This window comes from Pseudomonas sp. LABIM340, from assembly GCF_040017195.2.
Classification (GTDB): Bacteria; Pseudomonadota; Gammaproteobacteria; order Pseudomonadales; family Pseudomonadaceae; genus Pseudomonas.
Genome location: NZ_CM200227.1, coordinates 1,833,731 through 1,859,452 on the forward strand (window position 1 = coordinate 1,833,731; position 25,722 = coordinate 1,859,452).

General features: G+C 65.6%; 24 protein-coding genes. 11 read left to right on the plus strand and 13 right to left on the minus strand.

All coding sequences use genetic code 11. The annotated features are described in order from the left end of the window. Positions 1 to 160: 160 nt before the first annotated feature. Positions 161 to 1,582: an MBL fold metallo-hydrolase RNA specificity domain-containing protein gene (locus tag ABKS89_RS08670; protein ID WP_138212693.1), complete on the minus strand. Its 1,422-nt coding sequence runs from the start codon at positions 1,580 to 1,582 to the stop codon at positions 161 to 163. A 125-nt stretch (positions 1,583 to 1,707) separates the two neighbouring features. Here ABKS89_RS08670 and xfp point away from each other — a divergent pair, with 125 nt between their 5' ends. Further along, entirely contained in the window at positions 1,708 to 4,113 is a 2,406-nt protein-coding gene (gene xfp, locus ABKS89_RS08675; RefSeq protein WP_348587680.1) for a phosphoketolase Xfp, read from the plus strand. A gap of 40 nt (positions 4,114 to 4,153) precedes the next feature. On the opposite strand, the gene ABKS89_RS08680 is transcribed toward xfp, so the two are convergent. Both ABKS89_RS08680 and ABKS89_RS08685 read right to left on the minus strand, forming a co-directional pair. Continuing rightward, positions 4,154 to 4,369, minus strand: a complete 216-nt coding sequence (locus tag ABKS89_RS08680; protein ID WP_017518005.1) for a DUF3820 family protein — start codon at positions 4,367 to 4,369, stop codon at positions 4,154 to 4,156. A 9-nt stretch (positions 4,370 to 4,378) separates the two neighbouring features. Continuing rightward, complete coding sequence (locus ABKS89_RS08685; protein ID WP_138212695.1) at positions 4,379 to 4,786, minus strand: quorum-sensing-regulated virulence factor family protein; 408 nt, start codon at positions 4,784 to 4,786, stop codon at positions 4,379 to 4,381. Positions 4,787 to 5,117: 331 nt separating this feature from the next. On the opposite strand from ABKS89_RS08685, the gene ABKS89_RS08690 reads away from it, so the two are divergent. Beyond that, positions 5,118 to 6,815, plus strand: coding sequence for an OmpP1/FadL family transporter (locus ABKS89_RS08690; RefSeq protein WP_348587678.1), 1,698 nt, complete (start codon positions 5,118 to 5,120; stop codon positions 6,813 to 6,815). A gap of 136 nt (positions 6,816 to 6,951) precedes the next feature. Further along, entirely contained in the window at positions 6,952 to 7,668 is a 717-nt protein-coding gene (locus ABKS89_RS08695) for a tRNA-uridine aminocarboxypropyltransferase (protein WP_081517923.1), read from the plus strand. Positions 7,669 to 7,916: 248 nt separating this feature from the next. On the opposite strand, the gene ABKS89_RS08700 is transcribed toward ABKS89_RS08695, so the two are convergent. Next, positions 7,917 to 8,801, minus strand: coding sequence for a DMT family transporter (locus ABKS89_RS08700; protein ID WP_138212697.1), 885 nt, complete (start codon positions 8,799 to 8,801; stop codon positions 7,917 to 7,919). A gap of 265 nt (positions 8,802 to 9,066) precedes the next feature. On the opposite strand from ABKS89_RS08700, the gene erdR reads away from it, so the two are divergent. Both erdR and ABKS89_RS08710 read left to right on the plus strand, forming a co-directional pair. Continuing rightward, positions 9,067 to 9,717 (plus strand): response regulator transcription factor ErdR, encoded by a 651-nt coding sequence (gene erdR, locus ABKS89_RS08705; RefSeq protein WP_024765291.1) that lies wholly within the window; start codon positions 9,067 to 9,069, stop codon positions 9,715 to 9,717. Positions 9,718 to 9,825: 108 nt separating this feature from the next. Then, positions 9,826 to 10,197 carry a diacylglycerol kinase gene (locus ABKS89_RS08710; RefSeq protein ID WP_024765290.1) on the plus strand — a complete coding sequence of 124 codons (372 nt, stop codon included), beginning with the start codon at positions 9,826 to 9,828 and terminating at the stop codon, positions 10,195 to 10,197. A 115-nt stretch (positions 10,198 to 10,312) separates the two neighbouring features. On the opposite strand, the gene ABKS89_RS08715 is transcribed toward ABKS89_RS08710, so the two are convergent. Beyond that, positions 10,313 to 11,239, minus strand: a complete 927-nt coding sequence (locus tag ABKS89_RS08715; protein ID WP_081517925.1) for a LysR family transcriptional regulator — start codon at positions 11,237 to 11,239, stop codon at positions 10,313 to 10,315. Between the two features lie 222 nt (positions 11,240 to 11,461). Here ABKS89_RS08715 and fpr point away from each other — a divergent pair, with 222 nt between their 5' ends. Beyond that, positions 11,462 to 12,238 carry a ferredoxin-NADP reductase gene (gene fpr, locus ABKS89_RS08720; protein WP_081517926.1) on the plus strand — a complete coding sequence of 259 codons (777 nt, stop codon included), beginning with the start codon at positions 11,462 to 11,464 and terminating at the stop codon, positions 12,236 to 12,238. 320 nt (positions 12,239 to 12,558) lie between these two features. Here the strand turns inward: fpr and ABKS89_RS08725 are convergent, their stop codons facing one another. Next, positions 12,559 to 12,972: a VOC family protein gene (locus ABKS89_RS08725; RefSeq protein WP_348587676.1), complete on the minus strand. Its 414-nt coding sequence runs from the start codon at positions 12,970 to 12,972 to the stop codon at positions 12,559 to 12,561. Between the two features lie 60 nt (positions 12,973 to 13,032). Here ABKS89_RS08725 and ABKS89_RS08730 point away from each other — a divergent pair, with 60 nt between their 5' ends. Continuing rightward, entirely contained in the window at positions 13,033 to 13,335 is a 303-nt protein-coding gene (locus ABKS89_RS08730) for a heme-binding protein (protein ID WP_138212700.1), read from the plus strand. 8 nt (positions 13,336 to 13,343) lie between these two features. Here ABKS89_RS08730 and tsaA read toward each other — a convergent pair whose 3' ends face one another. Both tsaA and ABKS89_RS08740 read right to left on the minus strand, forming a co-directional pair. After that, on the minus strand, positions 13,344 to 14,042 hold the full coding sequence (gene tsaA, locus ABKS89_RS08735) for a tRNA (N6-threonylcarbamoyladenosine(37)-N6)-methyltransferase TrmO (protein ID WP_348587674.1): 699 nt from the start codon (positions 14,040 to 14,042) through the stop codon (positions 13,344 to 13,346). A 57-nt stretch (positions 14,043 to 14,099) separates the two neighbouring features. Then, a complete protein-coding gene (locus ABKS89_RS08740; protein ID WP_348587672.1) occupies positions 14,100 to 14,873 on the minus strand; it encodes an SDR family oxidoreductase in 774 nt (257 codons plus the stop codon). 173 nt (positions 14,874 to 15,046) lie between these two features. Between ABKS89_RS08740 and ABKS89_RS08745 the strand changes: the two genes are divergently transcribed. Then, entirely contained in the window at positions 15,047 to 16,630 is a 1,584-nt protein-coding gene (locus ABKS89_RS08745) for an ArnT family glycosyltransferase (protein WP_348587670.1), read from the plus strand. On the opposite strand, the gene ABKS89_RS08750 is transcribed toward ABKS89_RS08745, so the two are convergent. The 3 genes from ABKS89_RS08750 to rimO are packed head-to-tail and all read right to left on the minus strand — an operon-like array spanning position 16,578 to position 18,787. Continuing rightward, entirely contained in the window at positions 16,578 to 16,946 is a 369-nt protein-coding gene (locus ABKS89_RS08750) for a DUF2784 domain-containing protein (RefSeq protein ID WP_138212704.1), read from the minus strand. The genes ABKS89_RS08745 and ABKS89_RS08750 overlap by 53 nt on opposite strands. Before the next feature lie 7 nt (positions 16,947 to 16,953). Beyond that, a complete protein-coding gene (locus ABKS89_RS08755) occupies positions 16,954 to 17,415 on the minus strand; it encodes a YehS family protein (RefSeq protein WP_081517933.1) in 462 nt (153 codons plus the stop codon). A gap of 49 nt (positions 17,416 to 17,464) precedes the next feature. After that, positions 17,465 to 18,787, minus strand: a complete 1,323-nt coding sequence (rimO, locus tag ABKS89_RS08760) for a 30S ribosomal protein S12 methylthiotransferase RimO (RefSeq protein ID WP_081517934.1) — start codon at positions 18,785 to 18,787, stop codon at positions 17,465 to 17,467. Positions 18,788 to 19,031: 244 nt separating this feature from the next. Here rimO and ABKS89_RS08765 point away from each other — a divergent pair, with 244 nt between their 5' ends. Next, positions 19,032 to 20,936, plus strand: a complete 1,905-nt coding sequence (locus ABKS89_RS08765) for a potassium transporter Kup (RefSeq protein ID WP_138212705.1) — start codon at positions 19,032 to 19,034, stop codon at positions 20,934 to 20,936. A gap of 127 nt (positions 20,937 to 21,063) precedes the next feature. Here the strand turns inward: ABKS89_RS08765 and aceK are convergent, their stop codons facing one another. Then, positions 21,064 to 22,800 (minus strand): bifunctional isocitrate dehydrogenase kinase/phosphatase, encoded by a 1,737-nt coding sequence (gene aceK / locus ABKS89_RS08770; RefSeq protein ID WP_348587668.1) that lies wholly within the window; start codon positions 22,798 to 22,800, stop codon positions 21,064 to 21,066. 176 nt (positions 22,801 to 22,976) lie between these two features. On the opposite strand from aceK, the gene ABKS89_RS08775 reads away from it, so the two are divergent. Together ABKS89_RS08775 and ABKS89_RS08780 are read left to right on the plus strand one after the other, a co-directional pair. Continuing rightward, positions 22,977 to 23,474 (plus strand): GNAT family N-acetyltransferase, encoded by a 498-nt coding sequence (locus ABKS89_RS08775; RefSeq protein WP_348587665.1) that lies wholly within the window; start codon positions 22,977 to 22,979, stop codon positions 23,472 to 23,474. An 85-nt stretch (positions 23,475 to 23,559) separates the two neighbouring features. Continuing rightward, positions 23,560 to 24,465, plus strand: coding sequence for a DMT family transporter (locus tag ABKS89_RS08780; RefSeq protein ID WP_348587663.1), 906 nt, complete (start codon positions 23,560 to 23,562; stop codon positions 24,463 to 24,465). Positions 24,466 to 24,513: 48 nt separating this feature from the next. Here the strand turns inward: ABKS89_RS08780 and ABKS89_RS08785 are convergent, their stop codons facing one another. Then, a complete protein-coding gene (locus tag ABKS89_RS08785; protein WP_348587661.1) occupies positions 24,514 to 25,419 on the minus strand; it encodes a DMT family transporter in 906 nt (301 codons plus the stop codon). Positions 25,420 to 25,722 lie beyond the last annotated feature (303 nt).

The window sequence follows — 25,722 nt, forward strand, 5'->3', positions numbered from 1 at the left end:
CTCCTTGTTCATCAACCCCTGATCGCCTGTCCATGGGCGGCGCCGGCCACGCAAGGTGGCTCTGGCGGTCACGCATTGGCGCTTCGCCGCACGCACAGGGTTCAGCAGGAGGCCTGCCGAGTCTGGCACGCGGGGTGTGACAGTCGGTGAGGCCCCGATTTCAGATGGCGATCCGGTCTCCGGGCTCCGGAATGTTGGCCGTCCAGTTCAGGCGATCCTGGAGTGCACCCTTGAGTACATCCATCTTTTCCCGCTCGCCATGTATCAGGTATAGCTCGGGTTTGTTCTCGAAGTGGCCAACCCACTGAATTAATTGTGATTGTCCCGCATGCGCGGAGAACCCGCCGAGGGTATGAATCTGCGCTTTCACGCTGATGCGCTGGCGCAGGATGCGCACCGTCTCTGCGCCGTCGACGATGGCGCGGCCCAGCGTGCCCTTGGCCTGGAAGCCGGGGAAGACGATATGGCATTCCTCGCGCCAGAGGTTGTGCTTGAGGTGGTGGACGATGCGCCCGCCAGTGCACATGCCGCTGCCGGCAATGATGATGGCGCCGCTCTTGATCCGGTTCAGCGCCATGGACTCGTCGGCGCTCTGCGTGGTGCGCAGGATCGGCAGCCACTCGCCGACCTTGGCCGTGCCAGTGCCGCGCATGTACTCGCGGTCGACGTCGGCGATCTCGCCGATGTGTTGCAGGTAGATGTTGTTGGCTCGGGCGGCCATGGGACTGTCGAGGTAGACGACCTGCTGCGGCAGGCGACCCTCCTGGTAGAAACGCCCGAGGTAGTAGATCAGGTCCTGGGTACGGCCGACGGCGAACGACGGGATCAGCACGTTGCCGCCTTCGTTCTGCGCGCGTTGCAGGATGCCGGCCAGCTCCAGCAGGGTCTCGTTGGCGTCGCGGTGGTCGCGGTCACCGTAGGTGGATTCCAGCAGCACCACGTCAGCGCGGGTCAGCGGCGTCGGCGTGCGCATCAGCGGTGAGCAGGTGCTGCCCAGATCGCCGGAGAACACCAGGCGGCGGGTCGAGCCGAATTCATGGATTTCCAGTTCGACGATGGCCGAGCCGAGGATGTGCCCGGCGTTGTGGAAGGTCACGCGGATGCCGCGGGCCACGTCCACCGTGCTGCCATAGCTGACGCGGCGGCGCTGGTTCAGGGCGCGGGAAGCGTCTTCGACGGTGTACAGCGGCTTGACTGGTGGCTTGCCCAGGCGTGCGCGCCACTTGTTCTCCCACTCGGCGTCCTTCTCCTGAAGGTGCGCCGAGTCCATCAGCATCAGCTCCAGCAGGTCGCAGCAGGATTCGGTGGCGTAGATCGGTCCCTTGTAGCCTTCCTTCGCCAGCCGCGGCAGCAGGCCGCTGTGGTCCAGGTGGGCGTGGGACAGGACGACGGCGTCCAGTTCCTTTGGATCGAAGGGGAAGGGCGTGCGGTTGGTCGCCTCGTTTTCGCGGGTGCCCTTGTTGCCGCCGCGCCCCTGGCGCATCCCGCATTCGAGCAGCACGCGGACGCCGTCGCGGGTTTCCAGGAGGTAGCAGGAACCGGTGACTTCCTGGATCGCGCCAATGAAGGTGAGAAGCGCCATGTCGTCTCCTTGTCGGAATTCTCTTTCAGCCTTGCTCGAATGGTCGGGGCGCTCGTTGATACATGTCAGCGCCCGTCCGATCTGTGACGACCTAGACTTTCCGCCATAGCCAAGGGAGAGCCGACATGTCACAGATCCTGCCAAGCCCCGAGGAACTTGCCACCCATGCGGCTGCCGAGCCGGAATACGCCCGCTGGCTGCGAGGCCGTGGTCCGCTTCAGCATAGCGTGCAGACCCAGGCGGCGGTTTTTCGTGTCGCTCATCAATTGGTCCAGTACGGACTGCAGCCGGATCTGGCCAGCGTCTACCGGCTGCTCGGCGCTCTGGATCGCCTGACCTGTGCCGGCCTCTGGCTGGTGGCGCACATGACGTACGCCCGGCGTGTACGCCTCGATGGCGCCCCCTTGCAGGCCGAGGATTTCAAGGCACAGCCCGAAGGTCATACCGGCGGCGCGCTGAACATGGTGCCGGCCTACGCCGGTTATCTCGCCCTGAATGCCCTGAGCGGCAAGACCCGCGGCTGGCTGATGGGCCAGGGGCACTGCGTGGCGGCGATCGATGCGCTCAACGTGCTCACCGGTAACCTGCATCCGGAACAGGCTGCCGCCTACGGAAGCGGCGACGCCGGGCTGGATCGGCTGGTGCAGGACTTCTACAGCTACGCGCAGAAGCCGGACGGCAAGGTCGCCGCGCCGCTGGGCAGCCACGTCAACCCGCATACCGCCGGCGGCATTGCCGAAGGCGGCTATCTCGGTTTCGCCGAGCTGATGTATGCGCACATGCCGCTACCGGGCGAGACCCTGGTGGCCTTCCTCTCCGACGGAGCCGCCGAAGAGCAGCGCGGCAGCGACTGGATTCCCCGCTGGTGGCGCGCCGAGGATTGCGGCACGGCGCTGCCGGTGATGATCGCCAACGGCCGGCGCATCGAGCAGCGTACCGACCTCGGTACGCACGAAGGTCTGGAGGGATTCAAGCTGCACCTGCGGCGCTGTGGCTTCGACCCGATCAGCTTCGACGGTCGTGACCCGGCGGCATTCGTCTGCGCCCTGTGGGAAATGGAAGAGCGCGTGCAACACCGCGTCGACGAGAAGGAGCGCGGTATCCTGCGCTATCCGCTGCCGATTCCCTATGGCATTGCCGAGACGACCAAGGGTTACGGCTTCTACGGTGCCGGCAGCAACGCCGCGCACAACCTGCCGTTGCCGGGAAACCCCAGCGTGGACGCTGAGGCGCGCGACCTGTTCAACCAGCATGCGGCGCCGCTGTGGGTCGAGCCGGAGGAACTGGCCGAAGCATGCCGGATGTTCGCCGATTCGCGCAGCGGCCGGGTAATGGAACGGGACAACTCGCTGGCCGTGCGTCGGCCCATCGAACCTTCGATCCCGCCGCTGCATTACCGCAACGACGAATGCTCGCCCATGGCCGCGCTGGATCGCTTCTATGTCGACCTGTGCGGCGCCAACCCGGACCTGCGCGCTCGCGTCGGCAATCCGGACGAGCTGGCGAGCAACCGCCTGGGCGGCGTGCTCAAGGCGCTGCGGCACCGGGTGAGTGAGCCGGAAAGCGATCTCGAGGCCGTGGATGGCCGGATCATCACCGCACTCAACGAGGAGGCGGTGGTTTCCGCCTGCCTGGCCAACCAGGGCGGGCTGAACCTGGTGGCCAGCTACGAAGCCTTCTGCGTGAAGATGCTCGGGGCCGTGCGCCAGACGCTGATCTTCGCCCGCCAGCAGAAGGAAGCCGGGCGCCCGGCTGGCTGGCTCGGCTGGCCGCTGGTGGCGACTTCGCATACCTGGGAGAACGGCAAGAACCAGCAGTCGCACCAGGACACCACCTTCTGCGAGGCGCTGCTGGGCGAAATGAGCGACATGGTGCGGGTGGTCTTCCCGGCTGACCACAACAGTCACCTGGCCCTGCTGCCGGACATCTACCGCAGTCGCGGGCAGCTGGCCTGTATCGTGGCGCCCAAGCGTGAGCGTCCGGCCGTGTTCAACCAGGTCCAGGCGGAACAGTTGGCCCGCGATGGCGCGATCCTGATGGATGAGCATCCCGGCGCCGAGCCGCTGCTGCTGATTGCCAATGGCAGTTACCAACTGGCCGAGATGCGTCGCGCTGCATTGCGACTGGAGGAGGCTGGTTATCCCTATCGGCTGGTTTATCTGCAGGAGCCGGGGCGCTTCCGTGCGCCGCGTGACAACTGGGAGTTGCAGGCGTTGGCGGACGAATCCATCGCCATGCGGCTGTTCCCTGATCACTACGAGCGCCGCGTGCTGCTCACCCACATGCGCCCGGAAGTGGCGCGCGGGCACCTCTGGCCGATCCTGCCGGACGCCTTGAAGACGGCGGTGCTGGGCTATCGCAACCAGGGCGGAACGCTGGACGAGGCGGGCATGCTGTTCGCCAACCGTTGCAGCTGGGCCCACGTGCTGGCGGCCTGTGCGCGTTTGCTGGACGTGCCGCGCAGTGCCTTGCTGGCGCCGGATGAAGCGGCGGCGGTGGCCGGCAAGGAAAACCCCGCCGTACTGCGCTGACGAGCTTTGGCGCAACCGCCGCAGGGCGGTTGCGCGGGACTCAGCGCTTGAGCGGTTTGATCAGGCCGTCGAGGCCGTCGATCTTCAGTTCCAGGGTCAGCTGCATCAGCCGGCCCAGTTCACCGGGCGGGAACTGGCCCTTCTTGTAGAACCACAGCAGGTACTCGTCGGGCAGGTCCACCAGCATGCGGCCCTGGTACTTGCCGAAGGGCATCGGCGTGCGCGCGATCTTCAGCAACTGTTCCTTGTCGAGCATCGGCGCGGCTTACTTCTTCAGCTTGATCTTGCAGCTGCCGGCGTCGAAGCGCTCGGTGGCGACCGGGGCGTTGGTCTTGTACTCGGTGAAGCTGTAAGTGAGGATCGCGCCCTCGGCCAGCAGCTGGCGGTAGGCGGTGTTGCTGCAGACGCTGTCGCCCAGCTGGCTGCGCACGCTGTCGGGGTTCTCGCGCATGCGCTCGGCATGGCTGGCACGCACGCTCAGGTGGTTGATCAACTGAGGGCCGTCGACGGTGTAGCCCTGGTCGAGGATGTCCTCGTTGATGGCGCGCGGGGTGCCTTCGCTGCTTTCCTTGGCGACCTTTTCCAGGGTCTTGGTCAGTTCGAAGTCCTTCTTCGACGCGGCGTGCGCGACGGGAATGACGAGGCAGAGGGCGAGGGCGGTGAGGCGCAGCATGGGCATCTCCTGACAATGGTGCCGATTCGACCGTGGCGAGCCTTCCGGGTTCGACGGTCATTCAAGCCGCCTATTGTCCCTTAAAACGGCGCGCGTGCCGAGGAACTGTTACCTTAGACCCCATACTGCGCCGCCGGGCGGCCAACCCCGTCAAAGGATGGGGGAAAGATGGCGCCACTCTCCGGTCACAACCTCTGCCCTCCAAGCGGGAGGGTCGACCATCGGGAGGTCCAGCCGCCGCGCAAGGCGGTGCCATTTTCATGCTGCTTCTGCGGTAGGGCGGACTCTTGTCGATGCGTCGGGCGAATCATCCCATCGCAGGAGAAGAACAATGACAAGAGTATTGCGCCCCTGGCCGCTTGCCCTGGGCTCCTGGTGCCTGATCGTGGTTCCCGCGCAGCAGGCCGTGGCGTCCGGTTATCACTTCGGCTCACAGTCGGTGTCCGCCCAGGGCACCGCCCATGCCAACGGCGCCGAAGCGGCCGACGCCTCGACCATCTTCTACAACCCCGCCGGCATGGCCCGCCTGCCCGACAACCAGGTCACCGGCGGCCTGACCATCCTGCTGCCCAAGGGCGAGTACGATGACGACGGCTCCACCGACGTGTTCGGCAACCGCACCGGTGAGGGCGACGGCGACGCCGGCTCCTACCTGCCGGACGCGGCCGCCGCGCCGAACTTCTACTTCTCCCACCAGGTGAACGACACCATCAACATCGGCCTGGGCATCTTCACGCCCTATGGCGCCAAGCTCGACTACGAGAAGGACTGGAGCGGCCGCTACGGCATCCAGTCGGCCTCGCTGGAAACCGTCACCTTCAACCCGAGCATTTCCTTCCGCCTCAACGAGCACCACAGCGTCGGTTTCGGCGTCTCGGCCCAGTACATCCGCTCCATCCAGCGCGGCGCGGCCGACGTGAAGGGCGCCTCGCGGCAACTGGCCGGGCAGTTCGTCAAGGAGAACCAGGACGTCACCGAACTGGCCGCCTCGCCCCTGGGGCAGGCGGTGATCCCGCTGGTCTACGGCGTGCAGGTGCCGGAGGAGGTGACCAGTTGTAACGGCCAGAACGGTGATGCCTTCGTCGACTGCGTGGCGAAGAACTTTTCCGACAACGTCCAGGGCGACGGTTACTTCCGCGTGAAGGGTGACAACTGGGGCTACGGCTGGAACTTCGGCTACCTGTGGGAACCCACCGAGCGCACGCGCTTTGGCGTCGCCTACCGCTCGCGGATCAAGCACGAACTGGAAGGCCGCACCAAATGGAGCTTCTCCGACGTGCAGGGCACGGTGCCGTCGCCGGATACCGACCTCAGCGGCGGCCTGGACCTGGGTATCATCGAACTGCCGCCCAAGGATGCCATCCAGCAACTGTTCGACCCGGACCAGTGGGTGAATCCCGGCCAGTTCGCTGCCACCCGGCTGCACCCCAACTCCAAGGCCAAGGTCACCATCGACACGCCCGAGTCGCTGTCCATCAACGGCTTCCACCAGCTCAACGACAAGGTTGCGCTGATGGCCGACGTGACCTGGACGCGCCACTCGCGGCTGGACTCGGTGGATATCGGCATCGACCAGGTGGAGGGCTACCCGTATTTCAACGGTGTCAACGAGGGTGACCTGAGCGTCAAGCAGGACTGGAAGAACACCTACAAGGTCTCCCTGGGGATGAACTACCAGTTCAACGACGACCTGATGCTGCGCAGCGGCATCGCCTACGACAAGACCCCGGTCAGCGGCGATGGCCTGCGCCACCCGGCCTTCCCCGACGCCAATCGCAAGTGGCTGTCGCTGGGCGCCAACTACCACTTCACAAAGGACACCTCGGTGGACCTGGCCTACAGCTTCGTGAAGTTCGACAGCGGCAAGATGGACTATGCCGACGGCTGCTCGCCGGCCGGCTGGGCACCCGGTTCGGGAGGGCTCTACGTCGACAGCGGGGTGCGCTGCACCGGTAACGGCGGCAACTACAAGGGCGAATACAAGCAGCAGATCCAGTTCATCGGCCTGGCGCTCAACCACAGCTTCTGAAGGTCGTTTATCTCAAAGCCACGCGTCGTCCGCAGGGAGGTGGGCGGCGGCTCTGGTACAATCGACGGTCCGCAACCGTCGTCCCGTTCGAGCCTTCGATGTCCCGTCCGCTTTCCCTCATCCCGGTGGCTACAGCATGAGCCACGCTGTCGCCCGCCTTCGCGATGAACGCCTGGCCCGCTGCATCAAGCCGTTCTTCGCCCGTGGCTCGCGCTCGCCGCGCTGCCCCGGTTGCCGCCTGCGGCCGAACTACTGCATGTGCAGCCTGCGTCCGCAGGTCGAGTCCAACTCGGCGATGTGCCTGGTGATGTTCGACACCGAACCGCTCAAGCCCAGCAACACCGGCTGGCTGATCGCCGAAACCGTGCCCGAGACCTGGGCCTTCGGCTGGTCGCGCATCGAGGTCGACCCGGCGTTGCTGGCGCTGCTCGACGATCCGCAGTGGCAGCCGTATGTGGTGTTCCCTGGCGAGTTCGTCCAGCCCGAGCGCGTGGTCACTACGGTGGAGCCGCAGGACGGCAAGCGCCCGCTGTTCATCCTGCTCGACGCCACCTGGAACGAAGCGCGCAAGATGTTCCGCAAAAGCCCTTACCTGGATCGCTTCCCGGTGCTGAGCATCACCCCCGATGCGTTGTCGCGCTATCGCCTGCGCCGCTCCAAGTTCGACGAGCACCTGTGCACCGCTGAGGTTGCCGCGCTGTGCCTGGGGCTGGCCGGCGACCGCCGCGCCGGCGATGCGCTGGATGCCTACCTGGACGTGTTCAGCGAACGCTACCTGGGCTCCAAGCGCCAACAGCCGCTGGACGAGCAGAGCCCGGCGCATCAGGCGTTGATGCCGTTTACCCAGCGCTGATCTGACAGACCGACTCCCGGTGTAGGAGCGGGCCATGCCCGCGATCGCGCGCATGGCGCGCTCCTACAGGTTGGCACTGTGTTGACCCGTAGGATGGGTGGAGCCCAGGCGATACCCATGCTGCTGATTGCAGGACCGATGGGTATCGCTGCTCTCCACGCCATCCTGCGAATGCGGCCTCGGCAGCCGCGGATGCACTCGGTTCGCGAGCTTGCTCGCGAACAGCATCGATCCAGAGGCGAAGGCAGTCAGGCCGCTGTGGCCACGGCCTTCTTCGGCCACAACTGGGCCACCAGCATGCCGGCGAGCATCAGTGCGCAGCCGAAGTAGCCGCGCACATGCAGGGTTTCGTTGAGGAATAGCGCGCCGGCGATGGCGGCGAACACGGCTTCCAGCGAAAGGATGATCGCCGCGTGGGAGGCGATGGCGTGCTTCTGCGCGATGACCTGCAGGGTGAAGCCGGTGGCGACGCCGAACAGGCCGCCGTAGAGCAGGGCAGGGCCGGCCTGGATGATGGCGTCGAGGTGAATCTCCTCGAACACCAGCGCCAGGATCATGCTCACCACCGCGCAGGTGGCGAACTGCAGGAAGGCCAGGCGGATCGGGTCGTAGCGGCTGGCGAACAGGCCCACCAGCAGGACGTGGCCGCCCCAGACGAAGGCGCCGGTCAGCTGCAGCCAGTCGCCGGAGGCGACGTGGAAGCCCGGGCCGATGCTCAGCATCGCCATGCCGGTCACGGCCAGCGCCGCGCCAAGCCAGGTGCCCATGCCGGCGCGATGGCCGATCAGCAGGCCGAGCAACGGCACGATGATGACGTACAGGCCGGTGATGAAGCCGGAGTTGGTCACGCTGGTGAACATCAGGCCGACCTGTTGCAGGTTGATCCCCACGGTCAGCGCGGTGCCGATGGCCAGGCCCGCCAGGATCAGGCCGCGGTTGAACGGCTGGGCGCCGCGCTTGCTCGACCAGGCCAGCAGCGGCAGCAGTGCCACGGCGCCGAGGGTGAAGCGCAGGCCGGTATAGAGGAAGGGACCGATGGCATCCATCCCGAGGCGTTGCGCGACGAAGGAGACCCCCCAGATCATCGCGGTGAACAGCATCAGGAAATCGGCGCGCAGCGCATGGCTTTTCATCTTGTTCTCGTAACGGGCAGGAAAAAAAGCGGAACTCTGCCGTAACGCCGGGCCTTTGGAAAGGGGACAGGGTTCCCGGCGGGCACAGCGGCAGGGGCTTTCAGACCATTGTGCATGTACTGCGAGGGACGTATTCGCGGCGGACAGCGAAGCCGCTCTTTGCGTACAATGTGACAAGTAGTGCTCTATCCGTGCTCCGACCTTTCGTGCGCAAGTCTGGCTGTTATCCGCGGCGGGACTTCGGCGCGGCCTTCAAGGAAAATTCATGGCTTCCTACGAGATCCTGATCGCTGACGATCACCCGCTGTTCCGCAGTGCCCTGCACCAGGCCCTGACCATCGGTCTCGGCCCCGAGGCGCGGCTGTCGGAGGCGGCGAGTATCGCGGAGCTGGAGACGCGCCTGAACGAGAAGGCCGACTGGGACCTTGTGCTGCTGGACCTGAACATGCCCGGCGCCTATGGCTTCTCCGGCCTGGTGCTGCTGCGCGGGCAGTACCCGCAGATTCCGGTGGTGATGGTCTCGGCCCAGGAAGACGCCGCCGTGGTGCAGCGCTCCCGCGAGTTTGGCGCCAGCGGTTTCATTCCCAAGTCCAGCGAGCTGAGCGTGCTGCAGCAGGCTGTACGGGCGGTGCTCGATGGTGATGTCTGGTGGCCGCCACAGGTGGACGCCGTGACCGAGATGAGCGACGACGTGCGCGCCGCCAGCGCCGGCCTGGCGAGCCTCACGCCGCAGCAGTTCCGCGTGCTGACCATGGTCTGCGAAGGCCTGCTGAACAAGCAGATCGCCTTTGAGCTGAGCGTCTCCGAAGCCACGGTGAAGGCCCACGTGACCGCGATCTTCCGCAAGCTGAATGTGCGCACCCGTACCCAGGCAGCGTTGCTGCTGGCGCAGATGGAATCGGTGCCGGGGGCCTGAGGCCCGTCACACTCAGCCCCTGAGGTCGTCACATTCTGTAATGTCCTTGACCCCTTTTTGACGATCGCTGGTATAGAGTGCCGCGACCTTTGCCTGTGAGAACCACACGTGTCCGCTTCCCCTTTCAAGGGCCAGACCGGCCTGAAACGCATCTTCAACGCCGCCGGCTACTCCCTGGCCGGCTTCGCCGCCGCCTTCAAGGGTGAAGCGGCCTTCCGCCAGCTGGTGCTGATCAACGTCATCCTGATCCCGCTGTCGTTCTTCTGCGACGTGACTCGCGGCGAACGAGCGCTGATGATCGCCGTGTGCCTGCTGGCGCTGATCGTCGAGCTGCTCAACTCCGCCATCGAGGCGGTGGTGGACCGGGTTTCCCTGGAGCGTCACCCGCTGTCGAAGAACGCCAAGGACATGGGCAGCGCCGCCCAGTTCGTTGCGCTGACCATCATCACCGTGACCTGGGCGGGCATCCTGCTCGGCTAAACGGTTTTCGGCAGGGGCTTTCGTAGGGCGAATAACGTGCCAGCGTTATCCGCCGCGCAGAGCCGGCGGATAACCTGTTCCAGGTTATTCGCCCTACGCAGCGTTCGCTTTCGCGTCAGGGAATCATCGGCAGGACGATGTCGTCGCTGCGCGTCACCCCGGCGGTTTCGCTGCGGCACAGTTCCAGGAACTCGCGCATGGTCGCGGTCTGGTACTTCTGCCGGTGCCAGATGAAGTAGAACTGTCGGCGCAGGTCCAGGTCCGGCGTTTCCACCGGCACCAGGCTGCCGCGGCGGAAGGCGTCGCGCAGGGCCAGGCGGGAAATGCAGCCGATCCCCAGTCCCGATTCCACCGCGCGTTTGATCGCTTCGGTGTGCTCCAGCTCCAGCCGCACGTTCAGCGGTTCCACATGGTGACGCATGGCCTGGTCGAAGGTCAGCCGCGTGCCTGAGCCCTGTTCCCGCAGAATCCACGCTTCTTCCGTCAGCCGCTCCAGGCTCGCGCGGCCCTCACGGGCGAGCGGGTGCTGCGGCGCGCAGAAGACCACCAGTTCATCTTCCATCCATGGCTGCACCTCAATGTCCGGGTGCTGGCAGTCGCCTTCGATCAGGCCCAGGTCCAGCTCGTAATGAGCCACGCGCTGCACCACATGGGCGGTGTTGTGCACGTGCAGGCGCACCCGGCAGTCGGGCTGGCGCTGCATGAAGGTGCCGATCAGCAGGGTCGCCAGGTAGTTGCCGATGGTCAGGGTGGCGCCCAGGTCCAGCGAGCCGAAGGCGCTCTTGCCGTTGAGCATGTTCTCGATCTCGCTGCCGCGGTCGAGCAGGGCCACCGCCTGGGGCAGCAGCTGGCGGCCAAGGGCATTGAGCGTCAGGCGTTTGCCGGAGCGGTCGAACAATTTGCAGTCGAACTGCCGCTCCAGTTCGCCCAGCGAGGTACTGGTGGCCGACTGCGACATGGACAGGGCTTCGGCCGCGCGGGAGACGCTTTCCTGCTGGGCGACGGCGACGAAGACTTCGAGCTGGCGCAGGGTGAACTTCATGCTGTGGGGCTCCGGAGAAGGCTGCGCGACATTTCGTCACCCCGGCGTAGGAAGTACCTGACGGTATCCTTTTGCGGCGACTGGGCGGCCTTATCTGCGTTTTGGATTAGCAATATCCAGATAATTTATTTTGCGGATATTGTCGCCGCCTATAAAATGTCGCGCAATTGCGCTACGTCCGGGATCTGCTGGGGTGCGCCACGTTTCTCCTAGGAGTCCTTGATGAGCAACCTGTACACCGAGCGCGTTCTCAGCGTGCACCACTGGAACGACACCCTCTTCAGCTTCAAGACCACCCGTAACCCGGGTCTGCGCTTCAAGACCGGTCAGTTCGTGATGATCGGCCTGGAAGTCAACGGTCGTCCGCTGATGCGCGCGTACAGCATCGCCAGCCCGAACTACGAAGAGCACCTGGAGTTCTTCAGCATCAAGGTCCCGGACGGTCCGCTGACTTCGCGTCTGCAGCACCTGAAGGAAGGCGACGAGCTGATGGTCAGCCGCAAGCCCACCGGCACCCTGGTGCTGGACGACCTCAAGCCCGGCCGGCACCTGTACCTGCTGAGCACCGGCACCGGCATGGCGCCGTTCCTGTCGGTCATCCAGGACCCGGAAGTCTACGAGCGCTTCGAGAAGGTCATTCTGGTCCACGGTGTACGCTGGGTCAGCGAGCTGGCTTACTCCGACTTCATCACCAAGGTCCTGCCGGAGCACGAGTACTTCGGCGACATGGTGAAAGAGAAGCTGATCTACTGCCCGCTGGTGACCCGTGAAGAGTTCCACAGCATGGGCCGCCAGACCGACCTGATGCGCAGCGGCAAGCTGTTTGCCGACATCGGCCTGCCGCCGATGAATCCGCAGGACGACCGCGCGATGATCTGCGGCAGCCCGAGCATGCTCGACGAGACCAGCGAAGTACTGAATGGCTTCGGCCTGCAGATCTCCCCGCGCATGGGCGAGCCGGGCGACTACCTGATCGAGCGCGCCTTCGTAGAGAAGTAAGCAGCGCACGAAAGCTCAGTCGAAAGAACGCCGCGACTCCTTTGGGGGCGCGGCGTTTTTTTATGGTCCGAAATTCCTCCGATGCCCGGAGTGATGCAGGAGCAATTGCCTTTTTCGGGATAAATCTGTGCCTGTGCTTCCCCCTCTCCCTCAGGGAGAGGGGGCAGATTGTGCCGGCTGACGCCATGGTTTCACCCTGCACCTAACGGTCCCCTCTCCCCTTGGGAGAGGGTTAGGGTGAGGGAGGCACACGCGCAGGACTATATGTAGGAGCGGACTCTGTCCGCGATGAGCCCGCATTGCGCCGGAGAAGTCTGCTCCTACAGGAGGCGCTGCCCGGAAACCGCCGGGTGGTAAAGCGGTTGAACCTTGTTCCCCGCCGGGTCGAGCAGGTGGAAGCTGCGCGCGCCGTCGCCGTGGTCGAAAGGGCGGTCCAGCAGGGTCACGCCGCGTGCCTTGAAGTACTGGTACCAGGCTTCCAGCTCTTCCACGCTGTCGACGATGAAACCGTAGTGATCCATGGTCTGCAGGCCGTTGGCCGCGCCGAAGCCGCGTCCCAGGGAGAGGTTGTCGTTGCCGCAGGTGAGGTAGACCAGGTCTTCATTGGCGCGGTTGAGCACCTGCATGCCAAGTACGTCGACGTAGAAGCGCTCGCACTCCTCGAGGTTCGGTACCAGCAGGGCGAGGTGGCGCAGGCCGTTGAGGCGGCCGGGGCGGGCAGGGAGATCGGACATGGACGCGGTTCCTTTTTTGTATACAATTTGATTTCAAATTTAAAACAAAAGGAACGCCCTGTGTACAGCCTGTTCATCAAGACCCGCGTGAAGCCCGGCAGCGCCGAGGACTTCCTCCACGCCATCAAGGCCAATGCCGCCGCTTCCGTATCCAGCGAACCCGGCTGCCTGGTCTTCGATGTGTCCCAGGATCGCCTCGATCCGGACGTTATCTACCTCTACGAGATCTACCGCGACGACGCGGCTTACGAGGCGCATACGCAAACCGCGCACTTCCGCGACAGCCGCCCGCTGGTGGAGCCGCTGATCGTCGAGCAGGAGTGCTTCGAGAGCGACGTGATCGCCCTCAATCCGGTGGACTGACGCCGGCTTCAGTCGACGGCGGGTTGCAGGTCCAGTACGCGGATTTCGCCGTCGGCGGGGTAGTGCCAGTGCACGTCGAGGTCCCACAGGCGCACGCCATAGCGGCGCTCGGGCGGTGGCTTCTGGTAGGCCGGGCGCGGGTCCTGGGCGAGGCACTGCTCGACCAGTTCGCGCACCGGCTGGCCGAGGCGCAGGCCTTGTTCATGGGCCTGAAGCAGAGCTTCGTCGCTCCAGTGTACGGGGATGGGGGCGGGCGGCGCGTCGGCGATGGCGTTGCGTGCGTCCGGCACGATGTCGGCGTAGGGCACGTAGGGCTTGATGTCGATAACCGGGGTGCCATCCAGCAGGTCGATGCCGGACAGCCAGAGGCGGCCGGGCTCGACCTTCTCCAGTTTCACCACGGATTGGCCGAGGCCGTTGGGCCGGTGGGTGGCGCGGGTGGCGAACACGCCCATCGACTGGTTGCCGCCCAGGCGCGGCGGGCGAACCTTCAGCCGCGGCTTGTCTTCCAGTGCCTGGTGGAAGAGGAAGATCAGCCAGACGTGGCTGACCTGCTCCAGGCCCTCCACCGCGTCGCCGGTGTCGAACGGCGGCAGCAGCTCCAGCACGCCGGTCGCGGCCGGGGCCAGTTGCGGCTGGCGCGGGATGGCGAACTTCTCCTTGAAGCAGGAGCGGACGTGGCCGATCGGCGAGATGCTGTGGGACATGGCGGCACGGGCTGTTGCAGGGGCCGCCATGGTACCCGATTCCCCTCGTAGCGGGGCTCAGCCGAGGTGGAAGCCACCGTCGATGGGGATGATGTTGCCGGTCATGTAGGCGCCGGCGGCGCTCGCCAGGCTGATCGCCAGGGCGGACATCTCTTCCTCGCGACCCCAGCGGCCCATGGGGATGACCGCCGTGTCCTCGGCCATCGCCTGTTCGTCGTTGGCGATGTGGCGGGTCATCTTGCTGGGGAAGCGGCCGGGGGCGATGACGTTGACGTTGATGTGGTCCTTCACCAGTTCGCGGGCGAGCATGCGCGACAGCTGGTGCAGCGCGGCCTTGCTCGGACCGTAGGCGTAGGCGCTCTCGCCGTGGGAGGTCACGCCGGCCACCGAGCCGATGTTGATCACCCGCGCCGGGTTCTGCGCGCTGCCGCCTTGCTTCAGCAGCGGCAGCAGTTGCTGGATGCAGCTGAACACGGCGGTGACGTTGAGCTGCATGACCTTTTCCCAGCCCGAGGCCGGGTAGCTTTCCAGCGGTGCGCCCCAGGTGGTGCCGGCGTTGTTCACCAGGATGTCGAGGTGGTCCAGGCGCTCGTTCAGCTCGGCGGCCAGGGCGCGGGCGCCTTCCTCGGTGGCGAGGTTGGCCGGCAGGCCGAGGCACTCGCCGTACTGCGACAGCTCAGTGGCGGTGTCGGCGCAGGCGGCGCCATCACGGGCGCAGATGATCACCTTGGCGCCGGCTTCGAGCAGGCCCTGGGCAATCATCCGGCCGATGCCGCGGGTGCCACCGGTGACCAGGGCGGTCCGTCCGGCGAGGGAAAAGTACGGGTGCATGAGCCTCTCCTGGCTAGGTTTTCGCCTCACCCTAGCGGGATCGCCGGGGCGCTCCGAGCACTATCCAATCGGGAAATGCCGACGCATTACGCGATGGCTGCATTTTCTTAACCTGCGCATAACCATCGCTGCCCTAGTGTCCGGCGCACGTTCGAGAGGCCGGGGGCCGGGTGATGCAGGGTTGGAGCGAAGATCGCAAGGCGCTGGCGCTATTGCTGGGCGTCACGCTGGTGCTGTTGGTATTCGGGCTGGGCTGGCGTGAGGTCTGGGGACCGGAAGTGCGCTGGGCGGACATTTCATTGCAGATGCTGCAGTCGGGCGACTACTTCGACCCCTACCTGCGCGGCGCGCCGTACTACGACAAGCCGCTGCTGTCCTACTGGCTGATCACCGCGCCCGCCAGCCTGTTCGGCCTCAATCACTGGACGCTGCGTCTGAGCACCGTGCTGGCCGGGCTGGGCAGCGTCTGGCTGACCTGGTGGCTGGGCGAGCGCCTGTTGCGCAAGGGGACTGGAGTGCTGGCCGGCTGGCTGCTGGCGACCACCTTCTACTTCCTGTTCTGGGCGCGGGTGGCGACGGCGGACATGCTCACGGTGTTCGGCGTGCTGGCGGCGCTGGCCTGGTACTGGCGTGATCCGGAAGACACACGGTTCTCCGGCTATCTGGGCTTCTTCCTGATCCTGTCGCTGACCTCGCTGTGCAAGGGGCTGATCGGATTCGTCCTGCCGGGGCTGGTGCTGTTGCCGCACCTGTTCGGCGAGGGGCGCTGGCGTCGGCACCTGAACCTGCGTCTGGTGGCGGCACTGGTGGTGGCCGGTGCGGCCTACGCGATTCCCTTCGTGCTGTCGCACTTCTACGGCCAGCCCAGCTACGGCGAGAGCGGTCTGGCGCTGGTGTTCCGCGAGAACGTGGTGCGCTTCTTCGAGCCTTTCGACCACGAGGGGCCGATCTACACCTACCTGCTTTACCTGCCGGCCTACACGCTGCCCTGGGCGCCGTTGTGGATACTCGGTCTGTGGTTCGCCGCGCGCCGCTGGAAGCAATTGCAGCCGAACGCGCGCTGGCTGGTATGGGCGCTGGTGCTGCTGTTTGCTTTCTTCACCGCCAGTGGCGGCCGGCGCAGCTATTACGTGCTGCCGCTGGTGCCATTCGCCCAATTGCTGGCGGCCTGGTGGGTGGTCGAATCGCGACACGAACGTGGGCTCGCCGATCTGGGGCGCATCTGGCCACGGGTAGTGGCAGCGGGGGCGGTGCTGATGCTGCTGGTGGTCGGCGTGGCTTATCCGTGGAGTAATGGCGGTGGCGGGATTCCGCTCTTCGCTAAAGAAGTGCGCGCTGCGGCGGAGCAGACCGCGCCCTGGTCGCAGTGGCGGGTGCTGATCCTCGGGGATGACGATGCGCGCCTGCCGATGTACCTGGAGCAGCGCGGCGAGCGCCAGGCGCATCCGTTCTGCTATGTCCATTCCGGTTATCCACAGGGCGACAGCGCCGTGCTGTTTGCCTGGTTGCGCCAGAGCACCGGCGAGGCCTGGGACCCCGCACGCACCCTGATCATTTCCCAGGTGACCCACGAAGGGGAGCAGCCCCTGAACTGGCTGACGGCGGATCACCGGCTGATCGAATCGAAGCTCAACAATGGTCAGCGCCTGGGCCATGCGAAGAACCAGGAGGCGAGCCTGGCTTACCTGCCGCAGGGTGAGCCGCTCAGCGCGAACTCAGCGCCCGGCGCAGCAGGAGCAGGTACGGCGGCAAATTGACCGCTGCCACCACGAGGCCGAGTGCGACCTGGGTCGTCTCGGTCAGGCCGGCGGGGTAGATCAGTGGAATCAGGTAGTGCTCGACGAAGCCGCCGCTGTAGCCGCTGTCGCCGGCCAGGGCGCGGAAGTGGTTTTCCAGCGGGGTGAGCGGGCAGTAGAGGTGGAGGAACTCCACCGCCATGCCCCAGGCCGCCGCCGGCACATGCAACCAGGCCAGGCGCGGCCAGCGCAGCACCAGCAGGCCGCCGAGCAGCACGAAGAGGATGAACCCCAGGTGCAGCAGGACGACGGCGTCGGCGGCCAGGCGATAGAGCACGTTGGCCTCAGCGCTGCTGGCGCTGGGTCAGGCCCTTGAGGAAGTTGCGCAGCAACTGGTCGCCGCAGGGGCGGTAGTTGTTGTGGCCGGGTTTGCGGAACAGCGCACCCAGTTCGGTCTTGGTGACGATGAAGCTGACGCTGTCGAGGATCGCGAGGATGTCGTCGTCGCGCAGCTCGAAGGCGACGCGCAGCTTCTTCAGGGTGATGTTGTTGGTCAGCGGCAGTTCCACCGGCGGCAGCGGGCGCGATTCGTCGCGGCCTCGGCGATGCACGATCAGGCCGTCGAGGAAGTGCGCCAGCACGCGGTCGCTGCACGGCTTGAAGTCCGGCTCGTCGTCGCGGGCGAGGTAGGCGCCGATTTCCTCGGCACTGACGTTGAACCCGGCCAGCGCGGTGATCTCGGCCACCTGGGCATCGCGGATGTCCAGCAGGTAGCGCAGGCTGCGCAGCACGTCGTTGTTGGTCATGTTCTTACCCTTGAAATGAAAAGCCCCGCTTCAGCGGGGCTTTTGCGGATCAGACCAGTTCGGCCCAGAGGTCGTACTCGTCGGCGTCGGTGATGCGTACGCGCACCTTGTCGCCCGGCTTCACGTCGAAGCTGTCGATGTACACCGCGCCGTCGATTTCCGGGGCGTCGGCGTAGGAGCGGCCGACCGCGCCTTCATCGTCCACTTCGTCGATCAGCACGTCGATTTCCTTGCCGATCTTCAGTTGCAGGCGGGCGGCGGAGATCGCCTGCTGGTGCGCCATGAAGCGCTCCCAACGGTCCTGCTTGACGTCATCGGGTACGACGTCCAGGCCCAGGTCGTTGGCCGGAGCGCCTTCCACCGGGGAGTACTGGAAGCAGCCGACGCGGTCGAGCTGGGCTTCGGTCAGCCAGTCCAGCAGGTACTGGAAGTCTTCCTCGGTCTCGCCGGGGAAGCCGACGATGAAGGTGGAGCGGATGGTCAGCTCGGGGCAGATCTCGCGCCATTTCTTGATGCGCGCCAGGGTCTTGTCCTCGAAGGCGGGGCGCTTCATGGACTTGAGCACTTTCGGGCTGGCGTGCTGGAAGGGGATGTCCAGGTAGGGCAGCAGCTTGCCCTGGGCCATCAGCGGGATCACGTCGTCGACGTTGGGGTACGGGTAGACGTAGTGCAGGCGCACCCACACGCCCATCGAGGAGAGCGCCTCGCACAGCTCCAGCATGCGGGTCTTCACCGGCTGGCCGTCCCAGAAGTCCAGCTTGTACTTCAGGTCCACGCCGTAGGCGCTGGTGTCCTGGGAGATGACCAGCAGTTCCTTGACGCCGGCCTTGACCAGACGCTGGGCTTCGCTGAGCACGTCGCCGACCGGGCGGCTGACCAGCTTGCCGCGCATCGACGGGATGATGCAGAAGCTGCAGCTGTGGTTGCAGCCTTCGGAAATCTTCAGGTAGGCGTAGTGACGCGGAGTCAGCTTGATGCCCTGCGGCGGCACCAGGTCGATCAGCGGGTTGTGCTCGGCCTTGGGCGGGATCACTTCGTGGACGGCATTGACCACCTGCTCGTACTGCTGCGGGCCGGTCACGGCCAGCACGCTGGGGTGCACGTCACGGATGCTGTCTTCGGCGACGCCCATGCAGCCGGTGACGATCACCTTGCCGTTCTCGGCAATGGCTTCGCCGATGGCGTCCAGGGACTCGGCCTTGGCGCTGTCGATGAAGCCGCAGGTGTTCACCACCACCACGTCTGCGTCCTGGTAGGTGGGGACGATTTCGTACCCTTCCATGCGCAGCTGGGTGAGGATGCGTTCGGAGTCGACGGTCGCTTTAGGGCATCCGAGCGAGACGAATCCGACTTTGGGTGTGGCGGTGGACATGTGCGGCTAACCTCGAAGGGCGCGCTGGCGGCGCCTCTGATCAAAAAGTGCGCAATTCTAGCGGCGTCCCGCGCACTTGACCAGCCTCTCTGGGACAACCTGTCGCAGGCCATCCGGCAGCCCTGTTTGCCCGGTAATTCCGGGCAACAGGCTCTATAGTCATTCAGAACCTTCGCACCCGGCCCTTGCATCGACGAATGGCTCGGAGCAGGATGCGCCGAATTTTTTTGAGGAATTTTGTTACATGTCCGATGCAAGCGCCGGCACCGTTGAGCATGAACAGCCCCATTCCAGCTCCGCCGTCGGCCTGATGGTCGGTGCCGTGGGCGTCTGCTACGGCGACATCGGCACCAGCCCGCTGTACACCCTCAAGGAAGTCTTCATCGGCGGTTATGGCGTACAGGCCAACCACGACGGCGTTCTCGGCGTGCTGTCGCTGATCTTCTGGTCGCTGATCTGGGTGGTGTCGATCAAGTACGTGATCTTCGTCCTGCGCGCCGACAACCAGGGCGAGGGCGGGGTGATGGCGCTGTCCGCGCTGGCCCGTCGCGCTGCTGCCGGGAAGCATCGCTTGCAGGCGATGGTGGTGATCGCCGGCCTGATCGGCGCGGCGCTCTTCTACGGCGACAGCATGATCACCCCGGCGATCTCGGTACTCTCGGCCATCGAGGGCCTGGAGATCGCCTTCGACGGCCTGGAGCGCTGGGTGGTGCCGCTGTCGCTGATCGTGCTGGTCGGCCTGTTCCTCATCCAGAAGCACGGCACCGCGCGCATCGGCATTCTGTTCGGCCCGGTGATGGTGGCGTGGTTCCTCGCGCTGGCGGCGCTGGGCGCCTACGGCGTGTCGCGGCAGCCGGAAGTGCTGAAGGCGATGAACCCGGCCTGGGCCGTGAACTTCTTCATCTCGCATCCTGGCATCGGCGTGGCCATCCTCGGCGCCACCGTGCTGGCGCTGACCGGCGCCGAAGCGCTGTACGCCGACATGGGCCACTTCGGCCGCAAGCCCATCGCCCGTGCCTGGTTCGCCCTGGTGCTGCCGGCGCTGGTGCTGAACTACTTCGGCCAGGGCGCGACCATCCTGGTCAACCCGGAAGCCGCGCGTAATCCCTTCTACCTGACCGCGCCGGGCTGGGCGCTGGTGCCGATGGTGGCGCTGTCCACCGCAGCCACGGTGATCGCGTCGCAGGCGGTGATTTCCGGCGCCTTCTCGCTGACCCGCCAGGCTATCCAGCTCGGCTACGTGCCGCGCATGTCGATCCAGCACACCTCCAGCCACGAGCAGGGCCAGATCTACATTCCCATGGTGAACTGGGCGCTGATGGTCGGCGTGGTTCTGCTGGTGCTGGGCTTCGAATCCTCCGCCGCCCTGGCCTCGGCCTATGGCGTGGCGGTGACCGGGACCATGCTGATGACCACCCTGCTGATGGGCGTGGTGGTCTGGCTGCTGTGGAAGTGGCCGCTGTGGCTGGCGATTCCGTTCTTCCTGATGATGCTGTTCGTCGACACCCTGTTCTTCGCCGCGAACCTGCCCAAGGTCGTCCAGGGTGGTGCCTTCCCGGTGATCGCCGGTATCGGCCTGTTCATCCTGATGACCACCTGGAAGCGCGGCCGCCAACTGCTGGTGGACCGCCTCGACGAGGGCTCGCTGCCACTGCCGCTGTTCATTTCCAGCATCCGCTCGCAGCCGCCGCACCGTGTGCAGGGCACTGCCGTGTTCCTCACCGCCCGCACCGACGCCGTGCCCCATGCGCTGTTGCACAACCTGCTGCACAACCAGGTGCTGCATGAGCAGGTCGTGCTGCTCACCGTGGTCAACGAAGACAGCCCGCGCGTGCCGCCGGACCGTCGCTTCGAGGTGGATGCCTACGGCGAGGGCTTCTTCCGCGTGGTGCTGCACTTCGGCTTCATGGAAGACCCGGACATCCCGCAGGCGCTCAAGCTGTGCCACCTCAACGAGCTGGACTTCAGCCCGATGCGCACCACCTACTTCCTCAGCCGCGAGACGGTGATCCCGTCCAAGCTGATCGGCATGGCGCGCTGGCGCGAGGCGCTGTTCGCCTTCCTGCTGAAGAACGCCAACGGCAACCTGCGCTACTTCAACCTGCCGCTGAACCGGGTGATCGAATTGGGGACGCAGGTGGAAATCTGAGTTTTCGCTGTATGAAAAAACGCGCCCAATGGCGCGTTTTTTCATTGTGCCGGGATATCCCTGTAGGAGCGGGCCATGCCCGCGATCGCGCCCATGGTGCGCTCCTACAGGCCATGTGCAGCTTGGCCTAGCGCGCCAGCGCTTCCTCTGGCGATTCGTGGCGGCGGTAGGGGAACACGTCGATCACTTTCCCCGCGCGAATCTGCTCCTGCAGCCCCTTCCAGTAGTCCGCGTCGAACAGGTTGCCGTGCAGCTTGGCGAACTGCCGGCGCAGCTTCAGGTCGACGAACAGGAAACGCGGGAACTCCTCCGGGAACACATCCATCGGCCCCACCGAGTACCAGGGCTCGGAGGACATCTCGTCTTCCTCGTAGCGCGCTGGCGGGATGTGGCGGAAGTGCACTTCGGTGAGGTAGCAGATTTCGTCGTAGTCGTAGAACACCACGCGGCCATGGCGGGTGACGCCGAAGTTCTTCAACAGCATGTCGCCGGGGAAGATGTTCGCCGCCGCCAGTTGCTTGATCGCCAGCCCGTAGTCCTTCAGCGCTTCTTCCACCTGCGCCGGCGTGGCGTGTTCCAGGTAGATGTTCAGCGGGGTCATGCGGCGCTCGGTCCAGCAGTGGCGGATCAGCACCACATCGCCCTCCAGCATCACAGTGGAGGGCGCGACGTCCAGCAGTTCGGCGAGGCAGTCCGGGTCGAACTTGCGCACCGGGAAGCGGAAGTCCGCGAACTGCTGGGTGTCGGCCAGGCGCCCGACGCGGTCGTGGTTCTTCACCAGCTGGTACTTCTGGATCACCGTGGCGTGGTCCACGGTCTTGGCCGGGTTGAAGTTGTCCTTGATGATCTTGAACACGGTGTTGAAGCCCGGCAGGGTGAACACGCTCATGACCATGCCGCGCACGCCGGGGGCCATGACGAAGCGGTCGTCGGTGGTCGCCAGGTGGTTGATCAGCGCGCGGTAGAACTCGCTCTTGCCCTGCTTGTAGAAACCGATGGAGGTGTACAGCTCGGCGATGTGCTTGCCCGGCAGCAGGCGCTTGAGGAAGGCGACCATTTCCGCCGGCACCGGCGCGTCGACCATGAAGTAGGAGCGGGTGAAGGAGAAGATGATCGAGACTTCCGCCTCGTCGGTGATCACCGTGTCGAACTGGATGCCGCGCCCTTCGTGATGCACCAGCGGGAACACCAGTGGCCACTGCTCCTCCGGGGTGAACAGGCGGCCCACCAGGTAGGCGCCCTTGTTGCGGTAGAACACCGAGCCGATGAGTTCGATGGTCAGGGTCGGATCCTTGCACACCCAGTCCGGCAGGTTGGCGTGCAGCAGGCTGTCCATGCGTTGCAGGTCGCGCTCGCGGTCGTCGTAGTCCACGGCGAAGCGGTAGTCGTCGAAGATGCTTTCCAGCGCCTGGCGCAGCTTGCCGCCGGGGCGGTAGACGCGTGTGTGCGGGTCGCGCGAATGGGCGCGCAGCGAGGGCCGGGTGGTGTGTACGAACATCGTGCCGTCGCTGATGTTGTCGTGGCTGAACAGGCCGCAGAAGATCGAGTTGAACCAGGTTTCCGCCAGTTCGTCGTCCAGCCGCGGGTCGATCAGGGTGATGTAGGCGCTCTTGGCTATGGGCCAGCGCTCCACGTCCACCAGGTCGATGCCGGCCATGGCGCGGGTCAGTCTGCCCACGGTCTCGGCGACCATTTCCTCGTACAACTCGATGCGCTCGGCAGAGGCGCGCTGGGCCTCCTGCCACTGTGCCTGCTCGAAACGCGCGGGCGCTCCGGCGGTGATCTGGTGGAACTTCGCGCGGTAGTCGTCGAAGCCTTCGAGGATCAGGGTCGCGATCTCGGTCGCCGGCCAGTGCTGAGCCATGGGAGCGCCTCTGCTGGGTTCTGGTGCAGCGAGCTTAGCCATGGGAATGGGTGAGGGAAAGGGCGATTTCGCCGGAGGATCCTGGCGCTTTCCTGTGAAATTAGCGCGTATGCTGGTCGGCCACGCTCTTGGATGAAGAGCCCTGGAAAGCCCCTTCGGCAAGGAGCCGGCACGCAATGGAAGACTTTCGCATCGAGCGCTGCACCGAGCAGCACATCAATGGCCTCGCGGCCCTCTACAACGATCCGGCGGTGGCCCGTCAGGTGCTGCAGATGCCGCACCAGGCGCCGGAACTGTGGCGCAAGCGACTGGTGCTGGACGACGAGCGCCGCATCACGCTGATGGCGATGCACCAGGACCAGGTAATCGGCAGTGCCAGCCTTGAACAGTACCCGCGCGTGCGCCGCAGCCAATGCGGCAGCATCGGCATGGGCGTCGCCGTGGCCTGGCAGGGACGCGGCGTCGGCACGCGGCTGCTGGCCGAGCTGCTGGAGGTGGCGGACAACTGGATGGGGCTGCGTCGCGTCGAACTGACCGTCTACACCGACAACGAGCAGGCCATCGCGCTGTACCGCAAGTTCGGCTTCGAGGTGGAAGGAACGCTGCGCGAATACGCCCTGCGCGACGGTGTTTACGCCGACGTGCTGAGCATGGCTCGCCTACGTCGCATCTGACAGTGGACTTTGAAAGTCAGCTATGGATGGATGGTGTCTGCCACCAGCGTAGGCTGGTGGCTTACCTGCCCTGGAGCTTTTTGCGATGAATCCCGCTGCTCTGCTGAATATGTTCGGGCTGGCCGCCATCTGGGGCGCCAGTTTCCTGTTCATGCGTCAACTGGTGCCTGCCATCGGCGTGATGCCGACGGCGTTCTTCCGGGTCGTGCTGTCCGCAGTCGGGCTGGTCGTGATCATGCTGGCCCTGCGCACGCGCTGGGATTTCCGCGGCAAGCTGGTGCGTCTTCTGCTGATCGGCGTGATCGCCTCGGGCATTCCGGTGCTGATGTACAGCCTGGCGGCGCAGTTTCTGCCGGCCGGGTATTCGGCGATCTTCAACGCCACCACGCCGCTGATGGGCGTGCTGATCGGCTCGCTGTTCTTCGGTGAGGCACTCACCGGCGGCAAGGCGCTCGGGGTGCTGCTGGGGTTGGCGGGCGTAGCGGTGCTGACCCGCGCCGGGCCCGTGCCCTTCGACTCCCAGGTGCTCTGGGGCGCTGCCGCCTGCCTGGTGGCGACGACCTGCTACGGTTTTGCCGGCTATTTCACCAAGCGCTGGATCAACGACCAGGGTGGCCTGGACTTCGCCGTTTCAGCCCTGGGCAGCCAGACGGGCGCAACCCTGTGCCTGCTGCCGTTCTTCCTCGGCACCAGCCTGGACATGCCGCTGGCGCCACTGGCCGAGCCGAAGATCCTGCTGGCGCTGGCCGGGCTGGGCTTCCTCTGCACGTCCTTCGCCTACGTCCTGTACTTCCGTCTGCTGGCCAGTATCGGCCCGCTGAAGACCATGACGGTGACCTTCCTGATTCCGCCGTTCGGCGTGTTCTGGGGCGTGCTGCTGCTGGATGAGTCGCTGTCCTGGGCGCACCTGCAGGGAGGCGTGCTGATCGCCCTGGCGTTGTGGCTGGTATTGCGCCCGGCGCCGCAGCCGAAGGCAGAGGCAGCCAACTGAGCGAAGTGCAGGCGAGGAGCGGTCCTCGCCTGCGTCTTTCGGGGCCGGCTAGCGGTTATCCACAGCCTGTGTCGACTTGGATTCACGAGCCGGGGCTGCCGGGCGGAAGACCAGCATCAACCCCACCACGATCAGCCCCATGCCCAGCAGGCCGAGGGCGGACAGGCGATTGCCGAACACCGCGTAATCCATCAGCGCCGTGACCGCCGGCACCAGGTAGAACAGGCTGGTGACGTTGACGAGGTTACCCGCCGCGATCATCCGGTAGAGCAGCACGGTGGCCAGCACCGAGACCATCAGGCCCATCCACAGCGCGCTGAGAATGAACGCGGCGTTCCACTCCACGTGCAGCGGCTGGAAGGGCGCGACGCCAATGCACAGAGCGAGCCCGGCCATGTACTGCAGGGGCAGGGTCCCCAGCGGGTTCTCGCGGATGTTCTTCTGCAGGATCGAGCCGCCGGTGATCGACAGCAACGCCAGCAGGCAGCAGGCCAGCCCGGCGAAGGTCAGCCCCGACAGCCCGATGCTCTGGTAGACCACCATCACCAGCCCGATCAGACCCAGCGCGAGGCCGCCCAGTCGCGGCGCCGAATGCCGGCGTTCGAGCAGGAAGCTGGTCAGCATCGGCTGCACGCCCAGAACGGTGGCGATGACGCCGGGGGTGACGTGCAGGTCCAGCGCCATCAGGTAGAAGATCGGGTAGATGCCCAACATCACCAGGCCGGTGAGCACGGCGTGGCGCACCTGCTTGCGCTCGCGCGGCCAGCGCAGGCCGATCAGCGGCGAGAGGATCAGCAGCGCCACCAGCGCGGTGCCGAAGCGGGCGATGAGGAAGACCATGGGCGATGCGTGGGCCAGCCCCCACTTGCTGATGATGGCGGCACTGCTCCACAGCAGCACGAACAGGGAGGTGCTGGCCAGGGCGGCCAGGGAGGAACGGTTGGGCGAAATCATGCAATGCACCTGTCGTCAGGCAGATCACGACCGGCCATCAAGGGGCCGGACACAGACCGGGAGTCGCGTCAGTTGAGCGCGGAAAACCAGGCGATGGAAAACGCGTGTGGCGTCAGAAGCTCACGCCGGGTGGCGGGTAGGCCGCACCGGGAGGCGGAGGCGACGCGACAGCGACGACAGGGAGCGGGGGAGGGCAGGCCGCGCCCGCACCCGCGCCGCAGGCCGGGGAGGCTGCAACGGTGATTGCCGGATCGGGCAATGGGTATCGGGACATGGAAGGCGAACCTGTTCAGTGGGGCAGCG